This is a genomic window from uncultured Microbacterium sp. (genome assembly GCF_900078385.1).
GTDB lineage: Bacteria > Actinomycetota > Actinomycetes > Actinomycetales > Microbacteriaceae > Microbacterium.
Map to the genome: position 1 here is coordinate 1 of NZ_FLQR01000004.1, position 22,415 is coordinate 22,415.

25 protein-coding genes, 1 tRNA gene and 1 pseudogene are annotated in these 22,415 nt (G+C 69.5%); 10 read left to right on the forward strand and 17 right to left on the reverse strand.

Going from position 1 to position 22,415, the window contains the following annotated elements; translation table 11 throughout:
* From QZL85_RS04615 to QZL85_RS04625, 3 genes and pseudogenes are all read left to right on the forward strand, one after another.
* Positions 1-579 (forward strand): annotated as a pseudogene (locus QZL85_RS04615) (hypothetical protein); the annotation flags it as partial.
* Positions 580-680: 101 nt separating this feature from the next.
* Positions 681-1,385, forward strand: coding sequence for a DUF3105 domain-containing protein (locus tag QZL85_RS04620; protein ID WP_295574244.1), 705 nt, complete (start codon positions 681-683; stop codon positions 1,383-1,385).
* Positions 1,382-2,047, forward strand: a complete 666-nt coding sequence (locus QZL85_RS04625; protein WP_295574246.1) for a DUF305 domain-containing protein — start codon at positions 1,382-1,384, stop codon at positions 2,045-2,047. The genes QZL85_RS04620 and QZL85_RS04625 overlap by 4 nt, the downstream gene beginning before the upstream one ends.
* Positions 2,048-2,151: 104 nt before the next feature.
* On the opposite strand, the gene QZL85_RS04630 is transcribed toward QZL85_RS04625, so the two are convergent.
* The 3 genes from QZL85_RS04630 to QZL85_RS04640 all read right to left on the reverse strand — a co-directional run bounded on the left by QZL85_RS04630 (position 2,152) and on the right by QZL85_RS04640 (position 5,933).
* Entirely contained in the window at positions 2,152-3,123 is a 972-nt protein-coding gene (locus QZL85_RS04630) for a carbohydrate ABC transporter permease (RefSeq protein ID WP_295574248.1), read from the reverse strand.
* Positions 3,120-4,319 (reverse strand): carbohydrate ABC transporter permease, encoded by a 1,200-nt coding sequence (locus QZL85_RS04635; protein WP_295574332.1) that lies wholly within the window; start codon positions 4,317-4,319, stop codon positions 3,120-3,122. The genes QZL85_RS04630 and QZL85_RS04635 overlap by 4 nt, the downstream gene beginning before the upstream one ends.
* Before the next feature lie 273 nt (positions 4,320-4,592).
* A complete protein-coding gene (locus tag QZL85_RS04640) occupies positions 4,593-5,933 on the reverse strand; it encodes an ABC transporter substrate-binding protein (RefSeq protein ID WP_295574250.1) in 1,341 nt (446 codons plus the stop codon).
* A gap of 249 nt (positions 5,934-6,182) precedes the next feature.
* Between QZL85_RS04640 and QZL85_RS04645 the strand changes: the two genes are divergently transcribed.
* Positions 6,183-7,220, forward strand: coding sequence for a LacI family DNA-binding transcriptional regulator (locus QZL85_RS04645; RefSeq protein WP_295574253.1), 1,038 nt, complete (start codon positions 6,183-6,185; stop codon positions 7,218-7,220).
* Between the two features lie 63 nt (positions 7,221-7,283).
* On the opposite strand, the gene rplL is transcribed toward QZL85_RS04645, so the two are convergent.
* Together rplL and rplJ are read right to left on the reverse strand one after the other, a co-directional pair.
* The gene (gene rplL, locus QZL85_RS04650) at positions 7,284-7,664 is read right to left on the reverse strand and encodes a 50S ribosomal protein L7/L12 (protein ID WP_295574256.1); all 381 of its coding nucleotides are present in this window, start codon (positions 7,662-7,664) and stop codon (positions 7,284-7,286) included.
* 51 nt (positions 7,665-7,715) lie between these two features.
* The gene (gene rplJ, locus QZL85_RS04655) at positions 7,716-8,204 is read right to left on the reverse strand and encodes a 50S ribosomal protein L10 (protein ID WP_295574258.1); all 489 of its coding nucleotides are present in this window, start codon (positions 8,202-8,204) and stop codon (positions 7,716-7,718) included.
* Between the two features lie 309 nt (positions 8,205-8,513).
* Between rplJ and QZL85_RS04660 the strand changes: the two genes are divergently transcribed.
* The 4 genes from QZL85_RS04660 (at position 8,514) to QZL85_RS04675 (ending at position 12,629) form a co-directional block, all read left to right on the forward strand.
* The gene (locus QZL85_RS04660) at positions 8,514-9,188 is read left to right on the forward strand and encodes a YqaJ viral recombinase family protein (RefSeq protein WP_295574260.1); all 675 of its coding nucleotides are present in this window, start codon (positions 8,514-8,516) and stop codon (positions 9,186-9,188) included.
* Positions 9,189-9,335: 147 nt separating this feature from the next.
* Positions 9,336-11,021: an MDR family MFS transporter gene (locus QZL85_RS04665; RefSeq protein WP_295574262.1), complete on the forward strand. Its 1,686-nt coding sequence runs from the start codon at positions 9,336-9,338 to the stop codon at positions 11,019-11,021.
* Positions 11,014-11,475: a MarR family winged helix-turn-helix transcriptional regulator gene (locus tag QZL85_RS04670; protein WP_295574266.1), complete on the forward strand. Its 462-nt coding sequence runs from the start codon at positions 11,014-11,016 to the stop codon at positions 11,473-11,475. Before QZL85_RS04665 ends, QZL85_RS04670 begins: the two co-directional genes overlap by 8 nt.
* Positions 11,476-11,597: 122 nt before the next feature.
* Positions 11,598-12,629 (forward strand): NADP-dependent oxidoreductase, encoded by a 1,032-nt coding sequence (locus QZL85_RS04675; RefSeq protein ID WP_295574269.1) that lies wholly within the window; start codon positions 11,598-11,600, stop codon positions 12,627-12,629.
* A gap of 16 nt (positions 12,630-12,645) precedes the next feature.
* Here the strand turns inward: QZL85_RS04675 and QZL85_RS04680 are convergent, their stop codons facing one another.
* On the reverse strand, positions 12,646-13,530 hold the full coding sequence (locus tag QZL85_RS04680) for a LysR family transcriptional regulator ArgP (protein WP_295574271.1): 885 nt from the start codon (positions 13,528-13,530) through the stop codon (positions 12,646-12,648).
* Positions 13,531-13,602: 72 nt separating this feature from the next.
* Here QZL85_RS04680 and QZL85_RS04685 point away from each other — a divergent pair, with 72 nt between their 5' ends.
* A complete protein-coding gene (locus tag QZL85_RS04685; protein WP_295574273.1) occupies positions 13,603-14,253 on the forward strand; it encodes a LysE/ArgO family amino acid transporter in 651 nt (216 codons plus the stop codon).
* Positions 14,254-14,259: 6 nt separating this feature from the next.
* Here QZL85_RS04685 and QZL85_RS04690 read toward each other — a convergent pair whose 3' ends face one another.
* A complete protein-coding gene (locus QZL85_RS04690) occupies positions 14,260-14,607 on the reverse strand; it encodes an iron chaperone (RefSeq protein WP_295574276.1) in 348 nt (115 codons plus the stop codon).
* A gap of 45 nt (positions 14,608-14,652) precedes the next feature.
* Between QZL85_RS04690 and QZL85_RS04695 the strand changes: the two genes are divergently transcribed.
* On the forward strand, positions 14,653-14,928 hold the full coding sequence (locus tag QZL85_RS04695) for an acylphosphatase (protein WP_295574278.1): 276 nt from the start codon (positions 14,653-14,655) through the stop codon (positions 14,926-14,928).
* Positions 14,929-14,976: 48 nt separating this feature from the next.
* On the opposite strand, the gene QZL85_RS04700 is transcribed toward QZL85_RS04695, so the two are convergent.
* The 10 genes from QZL85_RS04700 to QZL85_RS04745 form a co-directional block, all read right to left on the reverse strand.
* Positions 14,977-15,762 carry an amino acid ABC transporter ATP-binding protein gene (locus tag QZL85_RS04700; protein WP_295574281.1) on the reverse strand — a complete coding sequence of 262 codons (786 nt, stop codon included), beginning with the start codon at positions 15,760-15,762 and terminating at the stop codon, positions 14,977-14,979.
* Positions 15,749-16,456, reverse strand: coding sequence for an amino acid ABC transporter permease (locus QZL85_RS04705; RefSeq protein ID WP_295574285.1), 708 nt, complete (start codon positions 16,454-16,456; stop codon positions 15,749-15,751). Before QZL85_RS04705 ends, QZL85_RS04700 begins: the two co-directional genes overlap by 14 nt.
* A 75-nt stretch (positions 16,457-16,531) precedes the next feature.
* Positions 16,532-17,326 (reverse strand): amino acid ABC transporter substrate-binding protein, encoded by a 795-nt coding sequence (locus QZL85_RS04710; protein ID WP_295574288.1) that lies wholly within the window; start codon positions 17,324-17,326, stop codon positions 16,532-16,534.
* Positions 17,327-17,497: 171 nt separating this feature from the next.
* The gene (gene rplA / locus QZL85_RS04715) at positions 17,498-18,187 is read right to left on the reverse strand and encodes a 50S ribosomal protein L1 (protein WP_295574291.1); all 690 of its coding nucleotides are present in this window, start codon (positions 18,185-18,187) and stop codon (positions 17,498-17,500) included.
* Between the two features lie 13 nt (positions 18,188-18,200).
* Entirely contained in the window at positions 18,201-18,632 is a 432-nt protein-coding gene (gene rplK, locus QZL85_RS04720) for a 50S ribosomal protein L11 (protein ID WP_295574294.1), read from the reverse strand.
* Positions 18,633-18,909: 277 nt separating this feature from the next.
* Positions 18,910-19,953 carry a transcription termination/antitermination protein NusG gene (nusG, locus tag QZL85_RS04725; protein ID WP_295574297.1) on the reverse strand — a complete coding sequence of 348 codons (1,044 nt, stop codon included), beginning with the start codon at positions 19,951-19,953 and terminating at the stop codon, positions 18,910-18,912.
* Between the two features lie 62 nt (positions 19,954-20,015).
* Positions 20,016-20,279, reverse strand: a complete 264-nt coding sequence (secE, locus tag QZL85_RS04730) for a preprotein translocase subunit SecE (RefSeq protein WP_295574299.1) — start codon at positions 20,277-20,279, stop codon at positions 20,016-20,018.
* 47 nt (positions 20,280-20,326) lie between these two features.
* Positions 20,327-20,399 (reverse strand) — tRNA-Trp (locus QZL85_RS04735).
* Between the two features lie 136 nt (positions 20,400-20,535).
* Positions 20,536-20,973, reverse strand: coding sequence for a pyridoxamine 5'-phosphate oxidase family protein (locus QZL85_RS04740; protein WP_295574302.1), 438 nt, complete (start codon positions 20,971-20,973; stop codon positions 20,536-20,538).
* A gap of 66 nt (positions 20,974-21,039) precedes the next feature.
* Positions 21,040-22,404, reverse strand: coding sequence for an NAD-dependent succinate-semialdehyde dehydrogenase (locus tag QZL85_RS04745; RefSeq protein WP_295574304.1), 1,365 nt, complete (start codon positions 22,402-22,404; stop codon positions 21,040-21,042).
* Between the last annotated feature and the right edge of the window lie 11 nt (positions 22,405-22,415).

The following is a 22,415-nucleotide window of genomic DNA, read 5'->3' on the forward strand; positions in this document are numbered from 1 at the left end:
GCGTGGACGTCCGGCGGCACCGCGTCGATCTACTCCGTGCAGTCCGGGGAGGGCCGTCAGACGCTCTCGACGCGCGGCTCGACGGCGGCATCCACACTCGCCGGTGTGACGGCGCGCGACGCGCTGCTGCGCGTGGACGTCGCGTGGAGCCGCACCCCGGCGGAGGGCGCGTTCTACGCGGCCGCGTCCCCGCGGTACGTCGCGTCGGGGACGGAGTACCGGTGCGCGATCTACCTCGGCACCTCCGGCAAGCCCAAGATCGACCTCGTCCGTCGCCTGGGCGGCGCCGAGACGGTCCTGGCCTTCATCTCGCTCCCGGCCGTGAGCCTCACCCCCGGGACGCCCTATCGCCTGCTGTGCCAGACCCTGACGACACCGACGGGCGCGACCGAGATCGCCGCGAAGTTCTACCCCGCCGGGGGCACCGAACCCGCCGCCTGGCAGGTGCGGTCGACGGACGGCACGGCGGGTCTGCAGACCTCGGGGAAGGTCATGCTGTGGAGCTACCTCTCCGGCAGCTCGACGGCGAACATCACGACCGCGTGGGACAACCTCTCCGTCACCTCGATCACGCCCTGAACGAGGGGAATCGGCGCTCTCAGCCCGCACACACATGCCGGTGCATAGAATCGTCCTGCCCGCACCTGCCGGTCGGGCGCCCCTAGCCGAGATCGCAGCACATGACCCCGACTTCGAAGCGCGCCAGCGGGAATCCCGCGACGCAGGCGCAGATCAGCACGACCGTCAAGCAGCAGCGCGAGCAGCAGAAGCAGCAGAAGCTCGCGGAGTATCAGCGACAGCTCGCCAAGCGCCGCCGCAGCAAGCTCACCTGGTGGATCGTCGGCAGCGCCGCCGCCGTCGTGGTGATCGCGCTCGTGGCGGCATCCATCATCTTCACTCCGCGTCCGGTCAGCATCGACCGTGGTGACGGCGACGGCTCGTCGATCACCGGTGTGGAGACGTACACGCACACCGCGAATCACGTCGACGGCGAGGTCGAGTACGAGCAGTCGCCGCCCGCCGGCGGCGACCACAACGCGATGTGGCTGAACTGCGGCGTGTACTCCGAGCCCGTGCCGAACATCAACGCGGTGCACTCGCTCGAGCACGGCGCCGTGTGGGTCACCTACGACCCGGCCGTCGTCGGCGACGCCGAGCTGGACGCCCTGAAGGCGCAGCTGCCGTCGACGTACACGATCCTCTCGCCCTACGAGGACATGGACTCCCCGATCGTGCTGAGCGCCTGGAACGCGCAGCTCGCGGTCGACGACGCCGACGACGAGCGGATCGGCGAGTTCCTCTCCGCCTACTGGCGCAACCTCAACGGTCCGGAGCCGAACGCGGCCTGCACGGGTGCGCTGGACGCGCCCGGAAAGCAGTCGTGACCGACGAGCAGCCGACCGCTCGATCGCTGCCGCCCTGGTGGGCGGTGGTCCTGGTCGCCCTCGCGATCGCCGGCGTGGCTTTCGCGATCGGTCGCTTCTCGACGTTCGGCGGAGCCCCGGTGACGCCGGGGACGGATTCGGCGGAGGCGGGCTTCGCCCGCGACATGCAGGTGCATCACGCACAGGCGATCGACATGGCCATGACGATCTACCGCACGACCGACGATGACGACCTCCGGGCCCTCGCCTACGACATCGTGACGGGCCAGTCCGCGCAGCGCGGCGAGATGTTCGACTGGCTCGTGCAGTGGGGTCTGCCCCAGGCGGGTGGACCGACGATGGCCTGGATGGCGGGCGCCGACGCCGCTCACGGCCACGACACGGGCGAGCAGCTCACCGACGACGAGGTCCGCGAGGCGATGGGCATGGCGACGGATGCCGAGCTGACCGCGCTCGCGCAGGCCGACGGCACGGCCGCGGACTGCCTCTTCCTGAGCCTCATGATCCGGCACCACGAGGGCGCGATCCCCATGGCCGAGGCCGTACTGGACCTCGGCTCCGAGCCGCGCACCCTGGCGGTCGCGGAGGCAATGAAGAACGCGCAGGAGTTCGAGATCGACGCGATGACGTCGATGCAGCAGCGCCTGTCCTGCACGGGCTGAGCGCCCCGACGACGAGCGGCCGGACTGCCGGCCGGCCCCCGGACGCGCGGAAGCGGCGGAGCAGCGCACTCCCCATCGCGCGCCGCTCCGCCGCTGGTCCCGGATCAGCCCTTCGTCGCGCCGGCGAGAAGACCGCGCACGAAGAACCGCTGCAGCGCGAAGAACACGATGAGCGGAACGAGGATCGACAGGAATGTGCCCGCCGACTGCAGGAACCACTGGTTGCCCCACGTGCCGGACAGGGACGCCAGGGATTGGGTCATGGGCAGCGATGAGGATGGCGCGAAGATCGTCGCCACGAGCAGGTCGTTCCACACCCAGATGAACTGCAGGACCGCGAACGACGCGAGCGCGGGGGCTGCCAACGGGAGGATCATCCGGAAGAAGATCTGACCGTGCCCTGCACCGTCCACGCGCGCGGCCTCGATGACCTCGGAGGGGATCTCCGCGATGAAGTTGTGCAGCAGGAACACCGCGAGCGGGATCGAGAAGATCGTGTGGGCGATCCAGATCGTCGCGAAGCTCTGATCCACGTCACGCAGCTCGAGACCGGGGAAGATCGACACACCGTTGATCGTGAGGCCGCGGGAGAACAGGCTCAGCAGCGGCACGAGCGCCATCTGCAGCGGCACGATCTGCAGCGCGAACACCCCGACGAACAGGAGGTTCTTGCCCTTGAAGTCGATCCATGCGAACGCGTAGGCGAGCAGGGACGCCACCGCGAGGGCGAAGAAGACGACCGGGATCGTGATCGCGAGGGAGTTGAGGAACGACTCCCCGAGCGTCAGGGTCGTGCCACCGGAGGTGAGCGCGAGCCGGTAGTTCTCGAAGGTGAAGTCCGGGTCGACGAAGACCGTCCACCAGCCGGTGGACTGGGTGTCGGCGCCGGGCCGGAACGAGGTGACGAGGAGGCCGAGCGTCGGGATCGTCCAGAGGAACGCGATCGCGACGGCCGCGATCGTCGCCCCCTTGGACGTCAGTCGCTTCTGCGCGTTCCGCTCGTGCTTGCGGGTCTCCCGCGCCACCTGCCGCGCCGTGCGCGCGTCGGCGACCGGCTCGATGACCTCGACGCTCATCGGATCTCCCTCTGCTTGCGGATCTGGATCACGTTGAAGACGATCAACGGGATCACGAAGATGAACAGCACGACCGCGAGCGCCGCGGAGTGCCCGTAGCTCTGGAAGCGCTGCTGCTGGTTGACCATCTCGAACGCCAGCACCGTGGTGTCCGAGCGGCCGCCCGTCATGACGGCGACGATGTCGTACACCTTGAGGGCGCCGATGGCGACCGTCGTGATGACGACCACGATCGATGAGCGGATGCCGGGGACGGTGACGTTGCGGAAACGCTCCCAGGCGTTGGCGCCGTCGAGCGATGCCGCTTCGTTCTGCTCGGTCGGCACGGCCTTGACCGCGGCGGAGAGGATCACCATCGCGAGGCCCGTCTGGCTCCAGATGAACACGACGAGGAGGAGGAACGTGTTGATGAGCGGCTGCGCGGCGAGCCACGACACCGGCTCACCCCCGAACGCCGTCACGATCGCGTTCAGCAGACCGACCTGATCTTCCTGCCGGTAGTCGTAGATGAACTTCCAGATGATGCCGGCGCCGACGAACGAGATCGCGAACGGCATGAAGATGAGCACCTTCAGGACCTTCTCGCCGCGCGCCCGGTCGATGAAGACCGCGTAGGCGAGGCCGACCACGGTGGCGACGAGCGGGGCCACGATCACCCAGATGATCGAGTTGATGACCGACCAGAAGCCCTGGGGGTTCGTGAAAGCCCAGACGTAGTTCTCCAGGCCGACGAACTCCTTGCCAGTCTTGTCGAAGAACGACTGGACGACCGTCGCGATCGCCGGGTAGATGAGCCCGATCAGCAGCAGGATGGCGGCCGGTGCCCCGAAGAGGATGAGCTGGAACAGGTAACCGGCGCCCTGACGGGACCGGTAGTCCGCGTAGAAGAGCGCGCCGCCGAGGACGATCGCGATCGCGAGGACGTAGATCACGGCGTTCTGGTAGGGCCGCAGGAGCATGAAGGCGAGCACCGGGATGAGGAAGCACGCCGCCAGCCGCAGCCAGAAGTAGAAGCGGCCGGGCCGCGGTGCGTACTCGATCAGCAGCAGAAGCAGCCCGACCACGGCGCCGAAGACGAGGAGCACGAGGGGGATCTGGACGAGCGGCCCCATCCCGCCGAGCCACTGGAAGAACGAGTTCAGCGAGAAGCCCAGCGATGTCGGCCGCGCGCCCTCGACGGGCGCTCGCGTCACCATGAAGAGGAAGAGAGCGACCACCAGGATGAGGGCGATCGTGACGACGAGGGCCGTCGTGCGGTGTCTGCGCGCCAGACGGGCCTGAGCGCCGGCGGCGTCGCCGTCAGCGGACACGTCGGTCCCCGCAGGACCGGGCGCCTGAATTGTTCCAGTCATGAGTGCCTTCCGAGTTCTTCACTGGACTCCGGGAGGGCAGGCGCCGCGACGCACTGCCGGGGGGTGCGACGGGGCCGCTCGCTGGTGCGAGCGGCCCCGTGCACGTGACTTCCGACCTCAGTTCTCGTAGCCGGCCTGGATGTCGCTGAGCACCGTGGCGGTGTCCTTGCCGTCGATCCAGTCGACCATGCCTCGCCAGAACGAACCGGAGCCGACGGTGGCCGGCATCAGGTCGGACGCGTCGAAGCGGACGGTCGTGTTCGGGTCCTGCAGGAGCCGCATGGCCTCCTGGAGGAACTCGCTGCTCGCGAGGCTCGGGTCGGCGTTGAGGTTGGCGGAGATGTTGCCGCCGAGGCCGACGCGGATGTCGGCCCACTCGGCCGTGGACATGTACTCGAGCACCGCGACGGTGGCCGCGTCGTCCGAGAAGGCCGTGACGAACTCGCCGCCGACCTCGATGGCCGCCGCGTCCTCTTCGAAGCCCGGGAGCACGAAGGCGTAGACGTCGCCGTCGGGAGCGACGACCGGCGTCTCGCCGGCAGCCGTCTGCACGTCGAGGAAGTTCGCGGAGAGGAACGAGGCCTGGTGCGTCAGCGGGCAGCTGCCGTCCGCGACCTTCGCCGCGACGCCGCCGAAGGCGGTCGAGTTGATGCTCGCGACGTCACCGAATCCGGCGTTGACCCACTCCGGGTTGAGGAGGATCTCGCCCACGGCGTCGAACGCGTCGGCGATCTCGGGGTCGGTGAACTTCACGTCACCGGCCACCCACTGGTCGTAGACCTCGGGGCCGGCCTGGCGCAGGACGAGGTCCTCGATCCAGTCGGTGCCGGGCCAGCCGGAGGCCGCCTCGGACTCGAAGCCGGCGCACCACGGCGCCTTGCCGGTGGCCTCCTGGATGGTCGTCGTGAGCGCGAGCATCTCGTCCCACGTGGTGGGGACCTCGACACCCCACTCCTCGAACGATGCGGGCGAGTACCAGACGTAGCCCTTGATGTTCGCGAGCATCGGCGCCGTGTAGAACACGTCGTCGAACGTGCCGTACGCCTTCCAGTCGGGCGACCAGTTCTCGTCGACGTTGGCCTCGACGCCTTCCGGGGCCGGCTTGACCTCACCGGTCTCGACGAGGGTCCGCAGCAGACCCGGCTGCGGGACGATCGCGATGTCGGGAGCGTCGCCACCCTGCACCTTCGTGACGATGTTGCCCTCGAACGCCTTGTCGCCGGTGTACTCGACGATGATGCCGGTGTCCTCGGTGAACGCGTCGAAGGACTTCTGCATGTTCTCGGCCTCGATGCCGGTGATGCCGCCGGAGATGCTGACGGTCTCGCCCTCGAGGGAGGCATCGTCGCCGGGTTCCTCACCGCCTTCGGCGCAGCCCGCGAGAGCGATGGTCGTCACGGCCGCGACGCTCAGCGCCGCCAGCATGTGCCGCCGCCGAGGCGATCGGATTGAAGTCATTGTTTCCTCCTCAGGATGCAGAAGGGGCGGGCGCCCGTCCTCCGCGTCGAAACGTAGGGAACCGTTTCCATGCTCACGCTAGGGGATCAGGGGACGCGACACAATTCTCCGATTATCACAACTCGGTAAATGCCGCCACGAGGGTGGCGGATGCCGCTTCCGCGCGCCACAATGTCCCTGGAACCGGTTCCACAAAAGCCGTCCGGCATTGTTGTGCGCCGGGGCGGCCGAGACAGTCGAGGAGGACCGATGGCGGGTATCGCGGATGTCGCGCGAGCCGCGGGTGTGTCCAAGGCGACGGCCAGCCGGGCACTCACCGGCACGGGCTACGTCTCCGAGGCCACCCGCGCCCGCGTGCAGGGCGCGGCGAAGGATCTCGGCTACGTGCCGACGACGAGTGCGGTGAGTCTCGTGACGGGGCGCACCCAGACGATCGGCGTCGTGGTGCCGACCTTGGATCGGTGGTTCTTCGCCCAGGTCCTCGGCGGCGTGCAGGAGGCGCTCCTGGAACGCCGCTACGACCTGGCCCTCTACAGCGCCGCGCCCGAGTCCGATGCGCGGCGCGAGATGTTCAGCCACTTCCTGGCGCGCAAGCGGTTCGACGGCGTCATCGCGGTCGGCATCGAGCCCACGGCGCACGAGCTGGAGCGGCTCGTCGAGTTCGGGAAGCCGGTCGTGAGCGTCGGGGGCTACGACGCCGGCACGAGCGCCGTCTCGATCGACGACACGGCCGCAGCGCGCATCGCGACGGAGCACCTCCTCGGCCTCGGCCACCGCGAGATCACGTTCCTGGGCGGCGACCCGGACGGGCGGCACATGAGCTTCGGCGACCACCGGCGGCTCGAGGGGTATCAGGCGGCGATGGATGCCGCGGGGCTCGCCGAGCACACGCAGCACGCCCGCTCGGAGGTGACCCTTCCCGGCGGCTACGCGGCGGCCGTGGAGCTGCTGGGCGACCGCCTCACCCGACCGACGGCGCTCATCGCGGTGTGCGACGAGGTGGCGGTTGGGGCGATCATCGCGGCGCGGCGGCTCGGCATCCGCGTGCCGGAGCACTTGAGCGTCGTCGGGATCGACGATCACGAGTACGCCGAGATGTTCTCGCTCACGACGCTGCAGCAGAAGCCGGATCAGCAGGGACGTGCGGCCGTGCAGCTCCTCATGGCCCAGCTGGAGGACCCCACGACCCCCGGCAGTCACACCTACGAGCCGTCGCCGCTCATCGTGCGCAACAGCACCGCGGCCATCGACGACGCGACGTCGGCGATCGTCGGCATCGGGCGCTGAGCGTCCCGCGGAACGACGAAGGCCCCCGGGCGAACCCGGGGGCCTTCGTGGTGTGGAGCGTGATTACTTGAGGGTGACCGTTGCACCGGCCTCTTCGAGAGCGGCCTTGGCCTTCTCGGCGGCCTCCTTGTTGGCGCCCTCCAGGACGGCCTTGGGGGCACCGTCGACGACGGCCTTGGCCTCGCCGAGGCCCAGCGAGGTGAGCTCGCGGACCGTCTTGATGACCTGGATCTTCTTGTCGCCGGCAGCCTCGAGGATGACGTCGAAGGAATCCTTCTCCTCGACCTCTTCGACAGCGGCGCCGCCGCCGGCGCCGGCCACGGCGACCGGGGCCGCAGCGGTGACGTCGAACTTCTCCTCGAATGCCTTCACGAACTCGCTGAGCTCAACGAGGGTCAGGTCGGCAAACTGCTCGAGCAGCTCGTCAGTGGTGAGCTTCGCCATGATGTATCTCCTAGATTGGTGGGGTTTGTGGGAAATCGTCCGTCGGTCGCCTTACGCGGCCTGCGCGGACTCCAGCTTTTCGCGAAGCGCGTCGATGGTGGCCGCAGCCTTGCCCATCGTCGCCTTCATCATGCCCGCAGCCTTCGCCAGCAGAACCTCACGGCTCTCGAGCGAGGCGTACTTGTTGACCTCGTCGGCGGTGAGGGAGTTGCCCTCGAACACGCCGCCCTTGATCACCAGCAGCGGGTTTGCCTTGGCGAAATCACGCAGCGCCTTCGCGGTGGCGACGAAGTCGCCGTGCACGAATGCGACGGCCGACGGACCCGTGAGGTCGTCGTCCAGCGCCGTGATCCCCGCGTTGTTCGCGGCGATCTTGGTCAGCGTGTTCTTCACCACGGCGTACTGCGCGTCCTGACGAATGCTGTTGCGCAGCTGCTTGAGCTGGGCAACCGTCAGACCGCGGTACTCGGTCAGCAGAACGGCGTTCGAGTTCTCGAATGACTTCGTGAGCTCGGCAACCGATGCGTCCTTCTGCGCCATGGTCACTCCTTGTGTCTACGTGACGCTCCGCGATGGCGGGCGCCGGCCGCACACCCCCTGAACAGCAAGAAAGCTCCGGCGCAAGCGCACGGAGCTGAATTCCAGAGAATCATCCTGTACACCTGCGTGGGCCCCTGCGATGCAGAGCTTCGATCGTCGTGCGCCTGCGCGCACACCGATGACCGACGGTCTTTGGCTTACCCACGAGTGTACGCGACCGGTCACGCTCCCCCAAATCGGGGCACGGGGCCGACCGCCGCGGGCGTGGCACGACACGGGATGGCGGAGGGCGGGGTTAGCCTCGATCCCATGACCCCGCAGCTCGCCGCGCGCATCGTCGCCGACTCGCGCGACCGGGTGGCGTGGATCCGGGCTCGCTCCCGCGGCATCACCGCGACCGACGTCGCACAGCTCACGAGCGCCCGCGCGATCCCGCGCGCCGCGCAGGCCAAGCTGATGGGTTCGGGCTTCTCCGGGAACGCCTACACCGACCACGGACGCCGCCGCGAGCCGGAGATCGCCGCCTGGGTGGCTGCCACCCACGGCATCCAGCCGTCGTCGGCGCTCTTCCACGCCGAGATCGAGAAGCGTCACCTCGCCACCCCCGACGGCGTCGCGGTCGATGCCGCCGGCCGGGTGACCCTTGCCGAGATCAAGACGACCAACAAGACCTGGCGCTCCATCCCCCGCCCCTACCTCCGCCAGGTGTGGTGGCAGCAGCACGTGCTCGGCGCCGAGCGCACCCTCGTGGTCTGGGAGGAGCACGACGACTTCGTTCCGGTGCGCGATGAGCCCCGTTGCGCGTGGGTGGACCGCGACGAGACGGAGATCGCCGCTCTCGTCGGCCTCGCGACGAGCCTCATCGACGAGCTCTACCGCAGGACGACGCTGCAGCGCGCAGCCGGGCAGCCGGCATCCGGCACGGGGCCCGTCGCGCCGCCGCGCCCGCGCGAGCCGTTCCGCGCCCTCGCCCTCGCCGACTGACGCACGCGCCTCGGCGCCCCGTCCCACCCGTCCGGTCGATTGGTTGACACGCCTCAACCATTCACCTATAGTTGACCCGTATCAACATTTGACCTTTGTCACACATCGCCGATTCCGGCATCTCTCCTCTTCCTTCGAAGGATCTGCATGACCTCTCCCACGTCCACGGCCGGCCCGGCCATGTCGCACCGCCAGGTGCTGCAGGCGCTCTCCGGCCTCATCCTCGGCATGTTCGTCTCGATGATCGCGTCGACCGTCGTGTCCACCTCGCTCCCCGTCATCGTCCACGATCTCGACGGAGACCAGAACGCCTTCACGTGGGTCGTGACCGCGACGCTGTTGACCACCGCCATCTCGACGCCCATCTGGGGCAAGCTCGCCGACCTCATGAACCGCAAGGTCCTCTACCAGGGGGCCATCGTGCTGTTCGTGGTGGCGACCGCTGCGGCCGGCTTCGCGCAGGACACGGGCACGCTCATCGCCTTCCGCGCCGTGCAGGGTCTCGGTGCCGGCGGCCTCGCGGCACTGAGCCAGGTCATCATGGCCGACATCATCAGCCCGCGCGAGCGCGGCCGGTACATGGGACTGTTCGGCGCGGTGATGGCGGTCGCCACCGTCGGCGGCCCGCTGCTCGGCGGTGTCATCACCGACGTGTTCGGCTGGCGCTGGAACTTCTTCGTCTCCCTCCCGATCGCCCTCGCCGCGCTTATCCTCGTCCAGCTGACCCTGCACCTGCCCGCCCGGGCGAAGGTGAAGGCCCGCATCGACTACCTCGGGATCGTGCTGCTGTCCACCGCCGTGTCGCTGCTGCTCATCTGGGTCACCAGCGCCGGCACGAACTTCGACTGGTGGAGCACCGAGACCGTCCTGATGGTCGGCGGCGCCCTCCTCGGGACGGTCCTCTTCATCGTCGTCGAACTGCGTTCGGCGGAGCCCCTCATCCCGCTGTCGCTGTTCCGCAACCGCACCTTCACGCTGTCGGTCATCGCCTCGATCGCGACCGGCATCGCGATGTTCGGCGCCTCGGTCTTCCTCGGCCAGTACATGCAGCTCGCGCGCGGAGCGACGCCCACCGAAGCGGGCCTCATGACGATCCCGATGATCGCGGGACTCCTGCTGTCCTCTGTCGGCGTCGGCGCCCTCATCACGAAGTACGGGAAGTGGAAGCCCTACCTGCTCGTGGGGTCGGTCGCCCTCATCGCCGGCGCCGCGCTGCTGTCGACGATCCACTACGACACGGATTTCGTGCTGGTCTCGGTCTACATGTTCGTGCTCGGGGCGGGCGTCGGCATGACGATGCAGAACCTCGTCCTCGTCGTGCAGAACACCGCCAAGCCCACCGAGATCGGCGTCGCCAGCTCCGGCGTCACGTTCTTCCGCAGCCTCGGCGGCACGATCGGCGTATCGCTCATGGGCGCCGCCCTGGCCACCCGTGTCACCGACCTGGTCACCGGCACGAAGGACGACATCGCCGCGGCGATCGCCGCCCTCGGCGACAAGGCGCCGTACTGGGCCGAGCAGCTCCAGTCGGGAACGCTGCCCCAGGTCTCCGCGATGCCCGAGGGCCTCCGGGTCCTCTTCGAGGACATCTACGCGCAGGGCATCTCGCACTCGTTCCTCATCGCGGTGCCGTTCGCCGTGATCAGCCTCATCGCGGTGATCTTCCTGCCGAACGCGCCGCTGACGAAGATGACGACCACCGAGCGCCTGCAGGCCGGTGAAGCCGACCTCGCGACCGTCTCCGTCCCCGCCGGGATGTCGTCCCTGACCGCGACCGGTGCGACGGCGGATGCCGCCGGGTCGGGCGCGCGCGGGGAGCGCAGCGATGACTGAGGACACCCGAGAGGCCCGCACCGAGGCGGTGCGGGCCCTCGAGGCCGAGTTCGGGGAGCTCGTCAACCGCTTCCGCCGGATCATCACGGAGAACGCCCACCGCGTGAGCCCGGGGCTCCTGCCGGGCGCCTACAAGGTGTTCACCACCATCGTGCGGCGCGAACCGGTCACGACCTCGGCGCTCGCGGAGATCCTCACGGCGGACAAGGGTCAGATCAGCCGCACGGTGCGCGAGCTCGAGGAGCTCGGATTGGTCCGACGGACGCCGGACCCTGCCGATGGGCGCTCGAGTCTCCTGTCCCCGACCGCGCTCGGGCTGGAGCGACTGGCCGCCGCGCGCGCACCGCAGGAGGGCGTGCTCGTGGACGCGCTCCAGGAGTGGCCGATCGAGGACATCGGCAACCTCACGCGGCTGCTGCACGCGCTGACGAGCGGCGAGCGTCCAGGCCTCTGATGCGGCGACCTTAGTCGCCCGGTAGCACCCGCGTAACACGGTCGAGACAATCGCCCTGTTGACTGGGGTCAGACCCAGAGACCAGTGCCGCCGACGTCGGAGGCGCGTGGAAGGAGCGACCGATGAGATTCCGGCCGCTACGTGCAGCACCCGCCCCCGATGCGCCGAGCATCGACGTCGCGGAGCCCCCCGCCACCATGCGTGCCGTCGTCTTCGACGCACCCGGCGATCCCGACGTCCTCCACGAGACGGAGGTTCCGGTCCCCTCCCCCGTGATGAGCGAGCTGCTCGTGCGGGTCATGGCGGCGGGCGCGAACCCGATCGACGCGAAGACCCGTGCGGGCCGCGGTGTGGCGGCGGCCATCCCGGCGTACCCCAGCACCCTCGGCTTCGACTTCAGCGGCGTCGTGGTCAAGGCGCCCTACGAGGCCCATCCCCTGCCCGTCGGCACGGAGGTCTTCGGCATGGCCTCCTTCCCGCGCTCCGGCGGCACATACGCGGAGTACGCCGTCGTCCCCTCGCTCTCGGTGGCGCGGAAGCCCGCCTCCCTGTCGCACGTCGAAGCGGCCGGCGTGCCGCTGGCTGCGCTGACCGCGTGGGGGCTCGTCGTCGAGACGGCGCACGCGCACGAAGGCCAGCGCATCCTCATCCACGCCGGCAGCGGCGGCGTCGGCCACTTCGCGGTGCAGCTGGCGGCCTACTTCGGCGCGCAGGTCACGGCGACCGGCTCGGAGCGGAACCTCCCGTGGCTCCGCGAACTCGGGGCGTCGGTCGTGATCGACTACGCCACGACCCGCTTCGAGGATGTGACGGGTGACGTCGACGTCGTGATCGACCTCGTCGGCAACGTGCACGACGACACCGGGAGCCGTTCGCTCACGGTGCTGCGTCCCGGCGGACTGTACGTCATGGTGCCCTCCGGAGGCTGGCCCGCGTACGCCGCGGATGCGGCCGCGGCCGGCGTGCGCGCGACCTCGTACAAGGTGATCCCGGACGGCGGGGTCCTCGCGACGCTCGCCCGGCTGCTCGAGTCCGGTGCCATCCAGGTGTACGTCGACCGGGTCTTCGACCTGTCCGAAGCCGCCGCGGCGCACCGCGAGCTCGAGCGCGGGCACTCGCGCGGGAAGATCGTGCTGACGGTCGGCGACGCGTAACCGCGCCGCCAGGACCTCACGGCGCGAGCACCCGCCGTCCCTCCGCGACGATCTCCTCGGCGATCGCATCGAGCAGCGGCGACCGCAGGTTCCACTGCTGCCAGTGCAGCGGCACATCGATCGGCGGTCCGCCGAGCAGCACGAGCTCTCCCGCGGCCACCGGCGCCTCCCACTGGAACCTCGGCAGGAGCGCCCAGCCGAGCCCGAGTCCCGCGGCGGTCGCGAAGTCGTGCGACGCGGGGATGAAGTGCCGCGGCGGACGGGCCGGGTCGACGCCGCGGGCGGCCAGCCACTGCCGCTGCAGGTCGTCGCGACGGTCGAAGTCGATGAGCGGCGCCTCGGCCAGCGCCGCGGCATCCGCACCGCCGGAAAGCCATGCTGCGACGAACGCGGGTGTCGCGACGGCGTCGTACCGCAGCACGCCCAGGGGGCTCACCCGGCATCCGGCGACGGGGACGGCGCGGGAGGTCACGGCGCCCATGACGGTGCCGGATTCGAGCAGGCCGGCGGTGAAGTCCTGGTCGTCCCGATGCAGGTCGAAGACGACGGGATGCCGCTCCGCGAGGCGCGCGAGCGGAGGCAGGAACCAGGTCGCGAGGGAATCGGCGTTGACGGCGAGCGGGACCGAGACCCGCGCCCCGTCGTCCGCGCCGAGCTCGGCGCGCGCATCGTGCTCGAGGAGCGCGAGCTGGCGCGCATACCGGACGACCGCGTGCGCGGCCTCCGTCGGGCGGACCGGCTTCGTCCGCACGAGCAGGACGCGGCCGACCTGCTCCTCGAGCGCCTTGATGCGCTGACTGACCGCCGACGGCGTCAAGTGCAGACGACGCGCGGCGGCATCCAGGCTGCCCTCGTCAAGCACGATCGCGAGTGTCTCTGCCAGATCGGCGGGAATGCGCATACATCAGTTCTACTTCACCAGGGTAAGAATCATGAACTGGACTGCAGAACTCGGTCGACATAGCGTCGGGGTGTGCTCAGCTCCGTCCTCGCCGGCTTCGGCCTCGGCCTCTCCCTCATCGTCGCGATCGGTGCGCAGAACCTCTTCGTCCTGCGACAGGGGATCAGGCGCGAGCACGCCCTCGCCGTCGCGGCCGTGTGCGCCGTCTCGGATGCCGCGCTCATCGCGGTGGGCGTGTCCGGACTGGGCGCGATCCTGCAGGCGGCCCCGTGGCTGATCGGCGCCGCGCGGTGGGGCGGCGCGGTCTTCCTCGTGGTCTACGCCCTGCTCGCCGCGCGACGGGCGCTCCGACCCACGGGAGAGGCGCTGCGCGTCGAGGGCGGCCAGGAGGCGGACGGCGAGCGGCCGGCGGGGCGCACCGGCGTCGCGACGCGGACGCGTCCGGCCCCGGTGATCCTGACCTGCCTCGCACTGACGTGGCTCAACCCGCACGTGTATCTGGACACGGTGTTCCTGCTCGGCTCCGTCGCGAACACGCACGGCGCGCTGCGCTGGTGGTTCGCCGCAGGCGCGGCGGCGGCCTCCGTCGTGTGGTTCGTCAGCCTCGCGGTCGGCGCCCGGCACCTCGGCCGCTGGCTGTCGAGCCCGCGCGCGTGGCGCGTGCTGGACGGGATCATCGCCGTCGTGATGCTGGCGATCGCCGTGTCGCTCGTCGTCGGGTGAGCCGGGTCAGGATCCGTCGATCTGCGCCCTGCGCGCGAGCACGAGCGCGCGGAGGGTCTCGTCCGGGAGCGGGGCGTCGGGCGCGAAGCGCACCGTGCCCTTGGCCGTGTCGACCCCGACGAGGAGCGGCGCGATCTCGACGATCGCTGCGGGACTGAACGGGTAGACCCCGATGTGGTTCTTCGCCCGCATGAGCGAGAGGAGCGACTTCCCGCGGTAGGTGAGCGCCGGCATGCCGTAGCCGAGGCCCTGCACGGCGTCCGGGACCGCCGCACGCGCGACGTCGTACGCGTGGCCGATGACGGCGGCATCTGCCGGGTCGAGCTGCGCGAGGTAGTCGTCGATCGTTCCCATGGCGGCATCCTGTCATCTCGCGTCGCGGCGCGACAGGATGGAGACATGAGGCGCGTGCGGGTGATCGTCCGGGGCGACGTGCAGGGCGTCGGCTATCGCTACACGATGCGCATGGTGGCGCGAGCGGCCGGCGTGGCCGGCTGGGTGCGCAACCGCCGCGACGGAACCGTCGAGGCGGAGATCGAGGGGACCCCCGCGGAGGTCGACGAGGCGCTGGCCTGGATGGCCGAGGGCCCTCCGGGCTCCCGCGTCGAGGGCGCCGAGGTCACCGACATCGATCCGACCGGGATCCCCGGCTTCGAGGTCCGCCGCGACGCGTGACGCGCGCCGCATCCCGCCCGCTGCCGAAGAGGATCGCGGCGCGTGCGGTCACTCGTCGAGCGGATGCAGCAGCCGGGCGATGAAACGCCGGGTGCGCTCGTGCGCAGGCGTAGAGAGCAGATGCGCGGGGGTGCCGCGCTCGACGATCACGCCGCCGTCGAAGAAGAGCACCTGATCCGCCACGCGGCGGGCGAAGTCCAGCTCGTGCGTGACGATGATCATCGTCCAGCCCTCGTCGGCGAGCTCCTTCAGCACGAGCAGCACCTCGCCGACCAGCTCCGGGTCGAGGGCGCTGGTGGGCTCGTCGAACAGCAGCAGGTCGGGCTGGAGGGCGAGGGCGCGCACGATCCCGACGCGCTGCTGCTGACCGCCGGACAGCTCGTGCGGGTACGCATCGCGCTTGTCCGTGAGGCCCACCCGCTCGAGCAGCTCCGTCGCGCGTCGCGTCGCCTCGGCGACCGGCACGCGTCGGGCATGCACCGGCCCCTCGATGACGTTCTGCAGCACCGTGCGATGCGGGAACAGGTTGTGGTGCTGGAACACCATCGCGGAGCGGTCGCGCAGGGCGGATCGGGCGCGCGCGCCGACGCCCGCGGTGAAGTCGAACCGCTGTCCGCCGTCGAAGGCCAGCTCCCCCGCTTCCGGGGTCTCGAGGCCGTTGAGCGAGCGCAGCACCGTCGTCTTGCCCGACCCGCTCGGGCCGATGAGGCACACGACCTCGCCGCGGCGCACGTCGAAGTCGATGCCGTCGAGGACGACGTTGCTGCCGAAGCTCTTGCGCAATCCGCGCACGCGCAGCAGAGGCGCGTCCGAAGCGGGCTCAGTGGGCGACATAGCGGTCCAATCTCTTCTCGATGGCGCTCTGCCCACTGGAGAGGACGAGGCAGAGCAGCCAGTAGATGAGCGCAGCTTCGAGGTAGATCACCATGAACTCGTAGGTGAACGCCGCGATCTGGCGCGCCTCGGCGAACAGCTCGGGCACGAGGATGAGGGACGCGAGCGAGGTGTCCTTGACGAGCGAGATGAACGTGTTCGACAGCGGAGGCACCGAGACCCGGGCGGCCTGGGGCAGGATGATGCGCCGCAGCGTCGTCGTGTGCGAGAGGCCGACCGTGAATCCGGCCTCCCACTGCCCCTTCGGCACGGAGAGGATCGCCGCCCGGATGACCTCGGCCGCATAGCCGCCCACATTGAGCGAGAACGCGATCACCGCCGCCGGCCACGGGTCGATCACGACGCCGATCGAGGGGAGGCCGAAGAAGATGACGAACAGCTGGACCAGCAGCGGGGTGCCCCGGATGACGGAGATGTAGAACCGCGCGATCCCCGACAGCACGGGATTGCCGGAGATCCGCATGAGGGCGACGAGGAGCGCGAGGACGAGGCCGAGCGCGAAGGAGGCCAGCGCGAGCGGGATCGTGGCCGTCAACCCCGCGGCCAGGAGCGGCCAGAACGAGTCGACCAGCAGGGTCCACGTGTCGCGCGTCGCGCCGTCGCCGGCCGCTGCCAGCACCTGTATGCCGTCCATGGCGCTCCTCCCTCGCCGATGGCGATGAGGCCGGCCGGCCCGTGACGACGGGCGGGCCGGCCATGTGGCTACACGTTACTGCGTGACGTCGGCGCCGAAGTACTTCTCGCTGATCTCAGCCAGGACGCCCTCGTCGCGAAGCTCGGAGAGTGCCTCGTCGATCGCGGCGACGAGCGCCTCCTTGTCCTTCGTGAACGCGAAGGCGTTGTACGCCGGGTCGTCCGTCTCGGCGGCGATCTTCAGTCCGGTGGGTCCGTTCGTGGTCTCGTAGTCGAGGAACGTGAGGTTGTCGTTCACGGTCGCGTCGACGCGGTCCTGACGCAGGAGCGTGACGGCCTCGGCCCAGCCCTCGACGGCCTGGACCTCGGCGCCGTTCTCCTCGGCGAGCGTGTACCAGTTGCTCGTCAGGGACTGCGCCGTCGTCTTGCCCGCGAGATCGGCGAAGCTCGAGATGGAGTCGTCGTCCTCCTTGACCACGATGACGCCCGGGGAGACGGTGTACGGCTCGCTGAAGAGGTACTTCGCCTCGCGCTCGGGGTTGATCGACACCTGGTTCGCGATGACGTCGAAGCGGCCGGCATCCAGTCCCGCGAAGATGGCGTCCCACTGCGTCTCCTGGAAGACGATCTCGAGGCCGAGCTTGTCGGCGACGGCTTCGGCGATCTCCACGTCGAAGCCGACGAGATCACCGGACTCGTCGTGGAAGGTGAAGGGGCGGTAGGTGCCCTCCGTCGCGACGGTGAGGGTGCCGGCCTTGACGAGACCGAAGTCCTCGCCTTCCGGCGCGGGGTCGGCCGCCCCCGAGGCGCACGCGCTGAGCGTCAGTGCGGCGGTGAGGGCGAGGGCTGTGGCGGCGAGTCGACGGTGCATGCGTCTCCTTGGTGTGGGGCTGCTGTGGAGCGCCGCCGGGTGGGCGGCACGGACCCCTCCACTACAGCACGGGGTCGTGCGAGGGACGTCATCGCGTTACGCACTGTTTCCGGGACTCCGGGAAACGACGACGGGCCCCACCCGGAGGTGAGGCCCGTCGTGCGATGAGCGTCAGGCGAAGACGTTGACGTCCAGCGGGATGCCGGGACCGAACGTGGTCGAGATGGCGCCCTTCTGGATGTAACGGCCCTTCGAGCTCGACGGCTTGAGGCGGACGATCTCCTCGAGCGCGGCGCGGAAGTTCTCGTTCAGCTGCTCGGCCGTGAAGGAGGCCTTGCCGACGACGAAGTGCACGTTGGCGTGCTTGTCGACGCGGAACTCGATCTTGCCGCCCTTGATCTCCTCGACGGCCTTGGCCGGGTTGGGGGTCACGGTGCCGGTCTTGGGGTTCGGCATGAGGCCGCGGGGGCCGAGCACCTTACCCAGTCGACCGACCTGGCCCATGAGCTCGGGCGTCGAGACCGCCGCGTCGAACGCGGTGTAGCCTCCGGCGACCTTCTCGATGAGCTCGGCGCCGCCGACCTCGTCCGCACCCGCGGCGATGGCGGCTTCCGCCGCCGGACCGGTCGCGAACACGATGACGCGAGCGGTCTTGCCCGTGCCGTGCGGCAGGATGACCGTGCCGCGGACCATCTGGTCCGCCTTGCGCGGGTCGACGGCGAGCTTCAGCGCCACCTCGACGGTGGAGTCGAACTTCTTCGAGCCCGTCTCCTTCGCCAGAGCGACGGCCTCAGCCGACGTGTAGAACTTGTCGCGGTCGATCTTCGCCGCGGCTGCTTCATAAACCTTGGACTTAGCCATTGTCAGTTCCCCCTCAGTCCTCGACCGTGATGCCCATGGAGCGGGCGGTGCCGGCGATGATCTTCGAGGCGGCCTCGATGTCGTTCGCGTTCAGGTCGGGCTGCTTCGTCTCGGCGATCTGGCGCACCTGCTCCTTCGTGAGCTTGGCGACCTTGACCGTGTGCGGCGTGCCGGACCCCTTGGGGACGCCGGCAGCCTTCTTGATGAGCTCCGCCGCGGGCGGGGTCTTCAGGATGAACGTGAAGCTGCGGTCCTCGTAGACGGTGATCTCGACGGGGATGACGTTGCCGCGCTGCGACTCGGTCGCGGCGTTGTACGCCTTGCAGAACTCCATGATGTTGACGCCATGCTGACCGAGCGCGGGGCCGATCGGCGGCGCCGGGTTGGCTGCACCGGCGTTGATCTGAAGCTTGATCAGGCCGGTCACCTTCTTCTTCGGTGCCATTCCTCTTCCTTTCCTCGAACGGGACGGATGCCCCGCTCTCCCGCGCGATCGGACGTTCCGACCGGCGGTGCCGGCTCGCGCGCGACGGATCGCACACGAGCAACCTCCCCATCCTACGCCACGACCCGGCGCCCGTGGGACGGGGGTCGGCCTCGCGCGGCGCATCGCGGGCTCGGCCTGCGACGGGATGCCGGGCGGGAGACGCGAAGACGCCCCGCCGGCGTGGGCCGGGCGGGGCGTCGTCCGCGTGCGGGGGCGCCTGCGGCCCGCTCCGCTGCTACTGCTTGGTGACCTGGTCGAAGCTGAGCTCGACCGGCGTCTCGCGCTCGAAGAGGGAGACGAGGACCGTGAGCTTGCCGCTCTCCGGCTTGATCTCGCTGATCGAGCCCGGGAGACCCGCGAAGGAGCCTTCCTTGATCGTGATCGTCTCGCCGACCTCGAAGTCCACCTCGGTGATGACGCTGCGCGCCTGCGTGGCGGAGCCCTTCGCGGAGCCCTTGGCCGTCGCGACCTCCTTGACCTCGACGAGGGACTTCAGCATGTTGAAGGCCTCCTCGAAGCGCAGCGGGGTCGGGTTGTGGGCGTTGCCCACGAAGCCGGTGACGCCGGGGGTGTGGCGGACGACCGACCAGGTGTCCTCGTTGAGCTCCATGCGAACGAGCACGTAGCCGGGGATCCGGACGCGCGTGACCATCTTGCGCTGGCCGTTCTTGATCTCGACGACGTCCTCCATGGGGACCTCGACCTGATAGATGTCCTCTTCGACCTCGAGCGTGTTCTTGCGCTGCTCGATGTTGGCCTTGACCTTGCGCTCGAAGCCCGCGTACGAGTGGATGACGAACCACTTGCCGGGAAGCGAGCGGAGCTCGGTGCGGAAGGCCTCGTAGGGGTCCTCCGGCTCGGCGTCCTCATCGACCTCGGCGGCCGCGTCCGCGCCGGCCTCGTCCTCGTCGCCGAGCTCGGGCCCGTCGTACGGCGTGACCTCGTCGGCGGCCTCCGCGGCGCGGTCGGCTTCCTCCTCGGCGATGGAGTCGTTCAGGACTTCGGCCACAGCCTCGGCCTCAGCCGCCTCGTCGATCTCGAGTGCGTCGTTCACGATCGCGTCTGCCTCCGGGTCGTCGATGTCGATGTCATCCAGGTCGGTGTCGACGTCGTCCTCATCGTCGCCGTCCTCGTCCACGACGTGGAGGGCGGCGTGCTCTGCGGCCTCGACCGAGCGCTCCTGGTCGGCGAGGACGTTGCCCTCCTGGGCTTCGTCGTCCTCGCTGGACTGCTCTGCGGCCGTCGCCCAGTCGGCGTCGTCGACATACTTTTCAGACACTTGCGTTCTCTTCCATTGGGGGTCTGGATGCCATCAGACATCCGAGCGGTCTCCGGGGGAGATCAGCTCGGTACGCCGAAGACGACGGTCGTGATCCAGACGAACAGGACGTCGAGGCCGTACACGACCGCCATCATGACGACGACGAAGCCGAGTACGACGGCCGTGAACTTCAGGAGCTCCTGGCGCGTCGGCGTGACGACCTTCCGGAGCTCGGCGAAGACCTGACGGATGAACAGGGCGATCCGCTGGAAGAAGTTCAGCTTCTTCTCGCGGGTGGCGCCACTCGCGGCGACGATCTCGCCGTTCGGCTCATCCTGGACCATTCAACCCACCTGTGTGACTTCATCCGTGCCAGCAAGCTGCTGACGCGCAGGGCGGACAGGAATCGAACCTGCAACCTGCGGTTTTGGAGACCGCTGCTCTGCCAATTGAGCTACCGCCCTAAGGTCTTTCGACCCGGGTGTCCGCACTTCTACCGTAACCAGTTCCAGGGGGTTCCCGATCCGCGGGCACGGCGAAAGAATGCAGACAACTGCGTCCCCAAGTGTACGTCATCGACCCGCGAGGGCGCGAACCGGCTCAGTACTGCTGGACGCCGTAGCGGTCCGGCTCCTCGCCGCGCCGGAACTCCCGGCCGGACAGCGACGTCGGCTCGATGCGCACGTAGTTGTACTTCAGCGTGGGGATCCACGGCTTGAGGGGCAGCGTGTCGGCGGCGGCCACCTCGGACGCCGTGTCCAGACGCCGCGCATGCCCGCGCACGACGACGCTCCAGGCGTCCTGCTCCGTGTAGCGGTCGGCTTCGAACAGCACCGCGTCGTTGATGGACAGCTCGGTGAGCTTGCTGCCCTCCGCTGTGCGGAAGACGATCGACCGCCCGTCCACGACGTAGTTGACGGGGAAGATGTCGAACACCTCCCCCACGTGCGTCACGAGACGGCCCAGCTGCTGCAGTCCGAGGCGATTCCAGCAGTCCTCGTCGGTCAGATGGGTGACGACGTCGGCATTGTCCTCCATGGCTCCATCCTGCCCCTTCCGGACGCGCCCCGACAGGCCATGCGCCGTGCGAATTCGGGCTCGCGGTCAGGCCGTGCGGATGAGCTTCTTGTTGACGAACTCGTCCGCGGCGAGAAGCCCCAGCTCGCGGCCGGTGCCGCTGCGCTTGACGCCGCCGAACGGCAGTTCGGGCGAGTCGGCGAGCACGACGTTGATGTAGACCATGCCGGCCTCGATCCGGTCCGCGACGCGCTGGGCCTGCGCGGCATCCGTCGTGAAGACGTAGGACCCGAGCCCGAACGGCGTGCCGTTGGCGACGGCGATCGCCTCGTCCTCGTCGGCGACGCGGTAGACGACGCCGACGGGGCCGAAGAACTCCTCGCGGTAGGCGTCCATGCCCTCGGTCACGTCGGTCAGGACGGTGCCCGGGTAGTAGGCGCCGTCCCGGACCCCGCCGGTCACGAGCGTCGCGCCCTGGGCGACCGCGCGGTCGACCTGCTCCGCGAGGCGCTCGGCGGCGGTGAGGGAGGACAGCGGGCCGATGACGGTGTCCTCGGCGAACGGGTCGCCGACCGCGGCACCGCCGATCCCGGCCGCGAACTTCTCCAGGAACTGCTCGTACAGGCCGTCGACGACGATGAACCGCTTGGCCGCGTTGCAGGACTGCCCGTTGTTGTCCAGGCGTGCATCGACGGCCATCTGGACAGCGCCGTCGAGATCGTCGGTGGACAGCAGGATGAACGGGTCGGATCCGCCGAGCTCGAGGGCGACCTTCTTGAGGTTCCGCCCGGCCACCTCGGCGACCGCGGCCCCCGCCCGCTCCGAGCCGGTGACCGAGACGCCCTGCACGCGCGGGTCGGCGATGACGTCGGCGGCCTGCTCGTTGGTCAGGCGCACGTCGGCGTAGGCGCCGGCCGGGAAGCCGGCGTCGGCGTACATCTGCGCGATCGCGGCGGCCGACTCGGGGCACTGCGGGGCGTGCTTGAGGAGGATCGTGTTGCCCACCGCCAGGTTGGGCGCGGCGAAGCGGGCCACCTGGTAGTACGGGAAGTTCCACGGCATGATGCCCAGGAGCGCCCCGAGCGGCGACCGGCGGATGACGGCGGTCCCCTCGCCGAGGATGTCGATCGGGGTGTCGCGGGTGATCTCCTCGATGTGGTCGGCGTAGTACTCGGTGATGTCGGCGGCGAAGTCGACCTCGCCCTCCGCGGCCGCGAGCGGCTTGCCCATCTCGCGGACGATGACGGCGGCCAGCTCGTCGCGGCGCTCGCGGTGCAGCTCGGCCACCCGGCGCAGCAGCGCGGCGCGCTCGGCGGGCGTCGACGTGCGTCCCCACGTGTGCGCCGCGTCGGCGGCCGCGGCGACGGCCGCCTCGACCTCCTCCGCGGTCGCGGTCGGGTAGGTGGCGAGGGTCTCCCCCGTCGCGGGGTTGACCACGGCGTAGGTGCTCATGATGCTCCGTT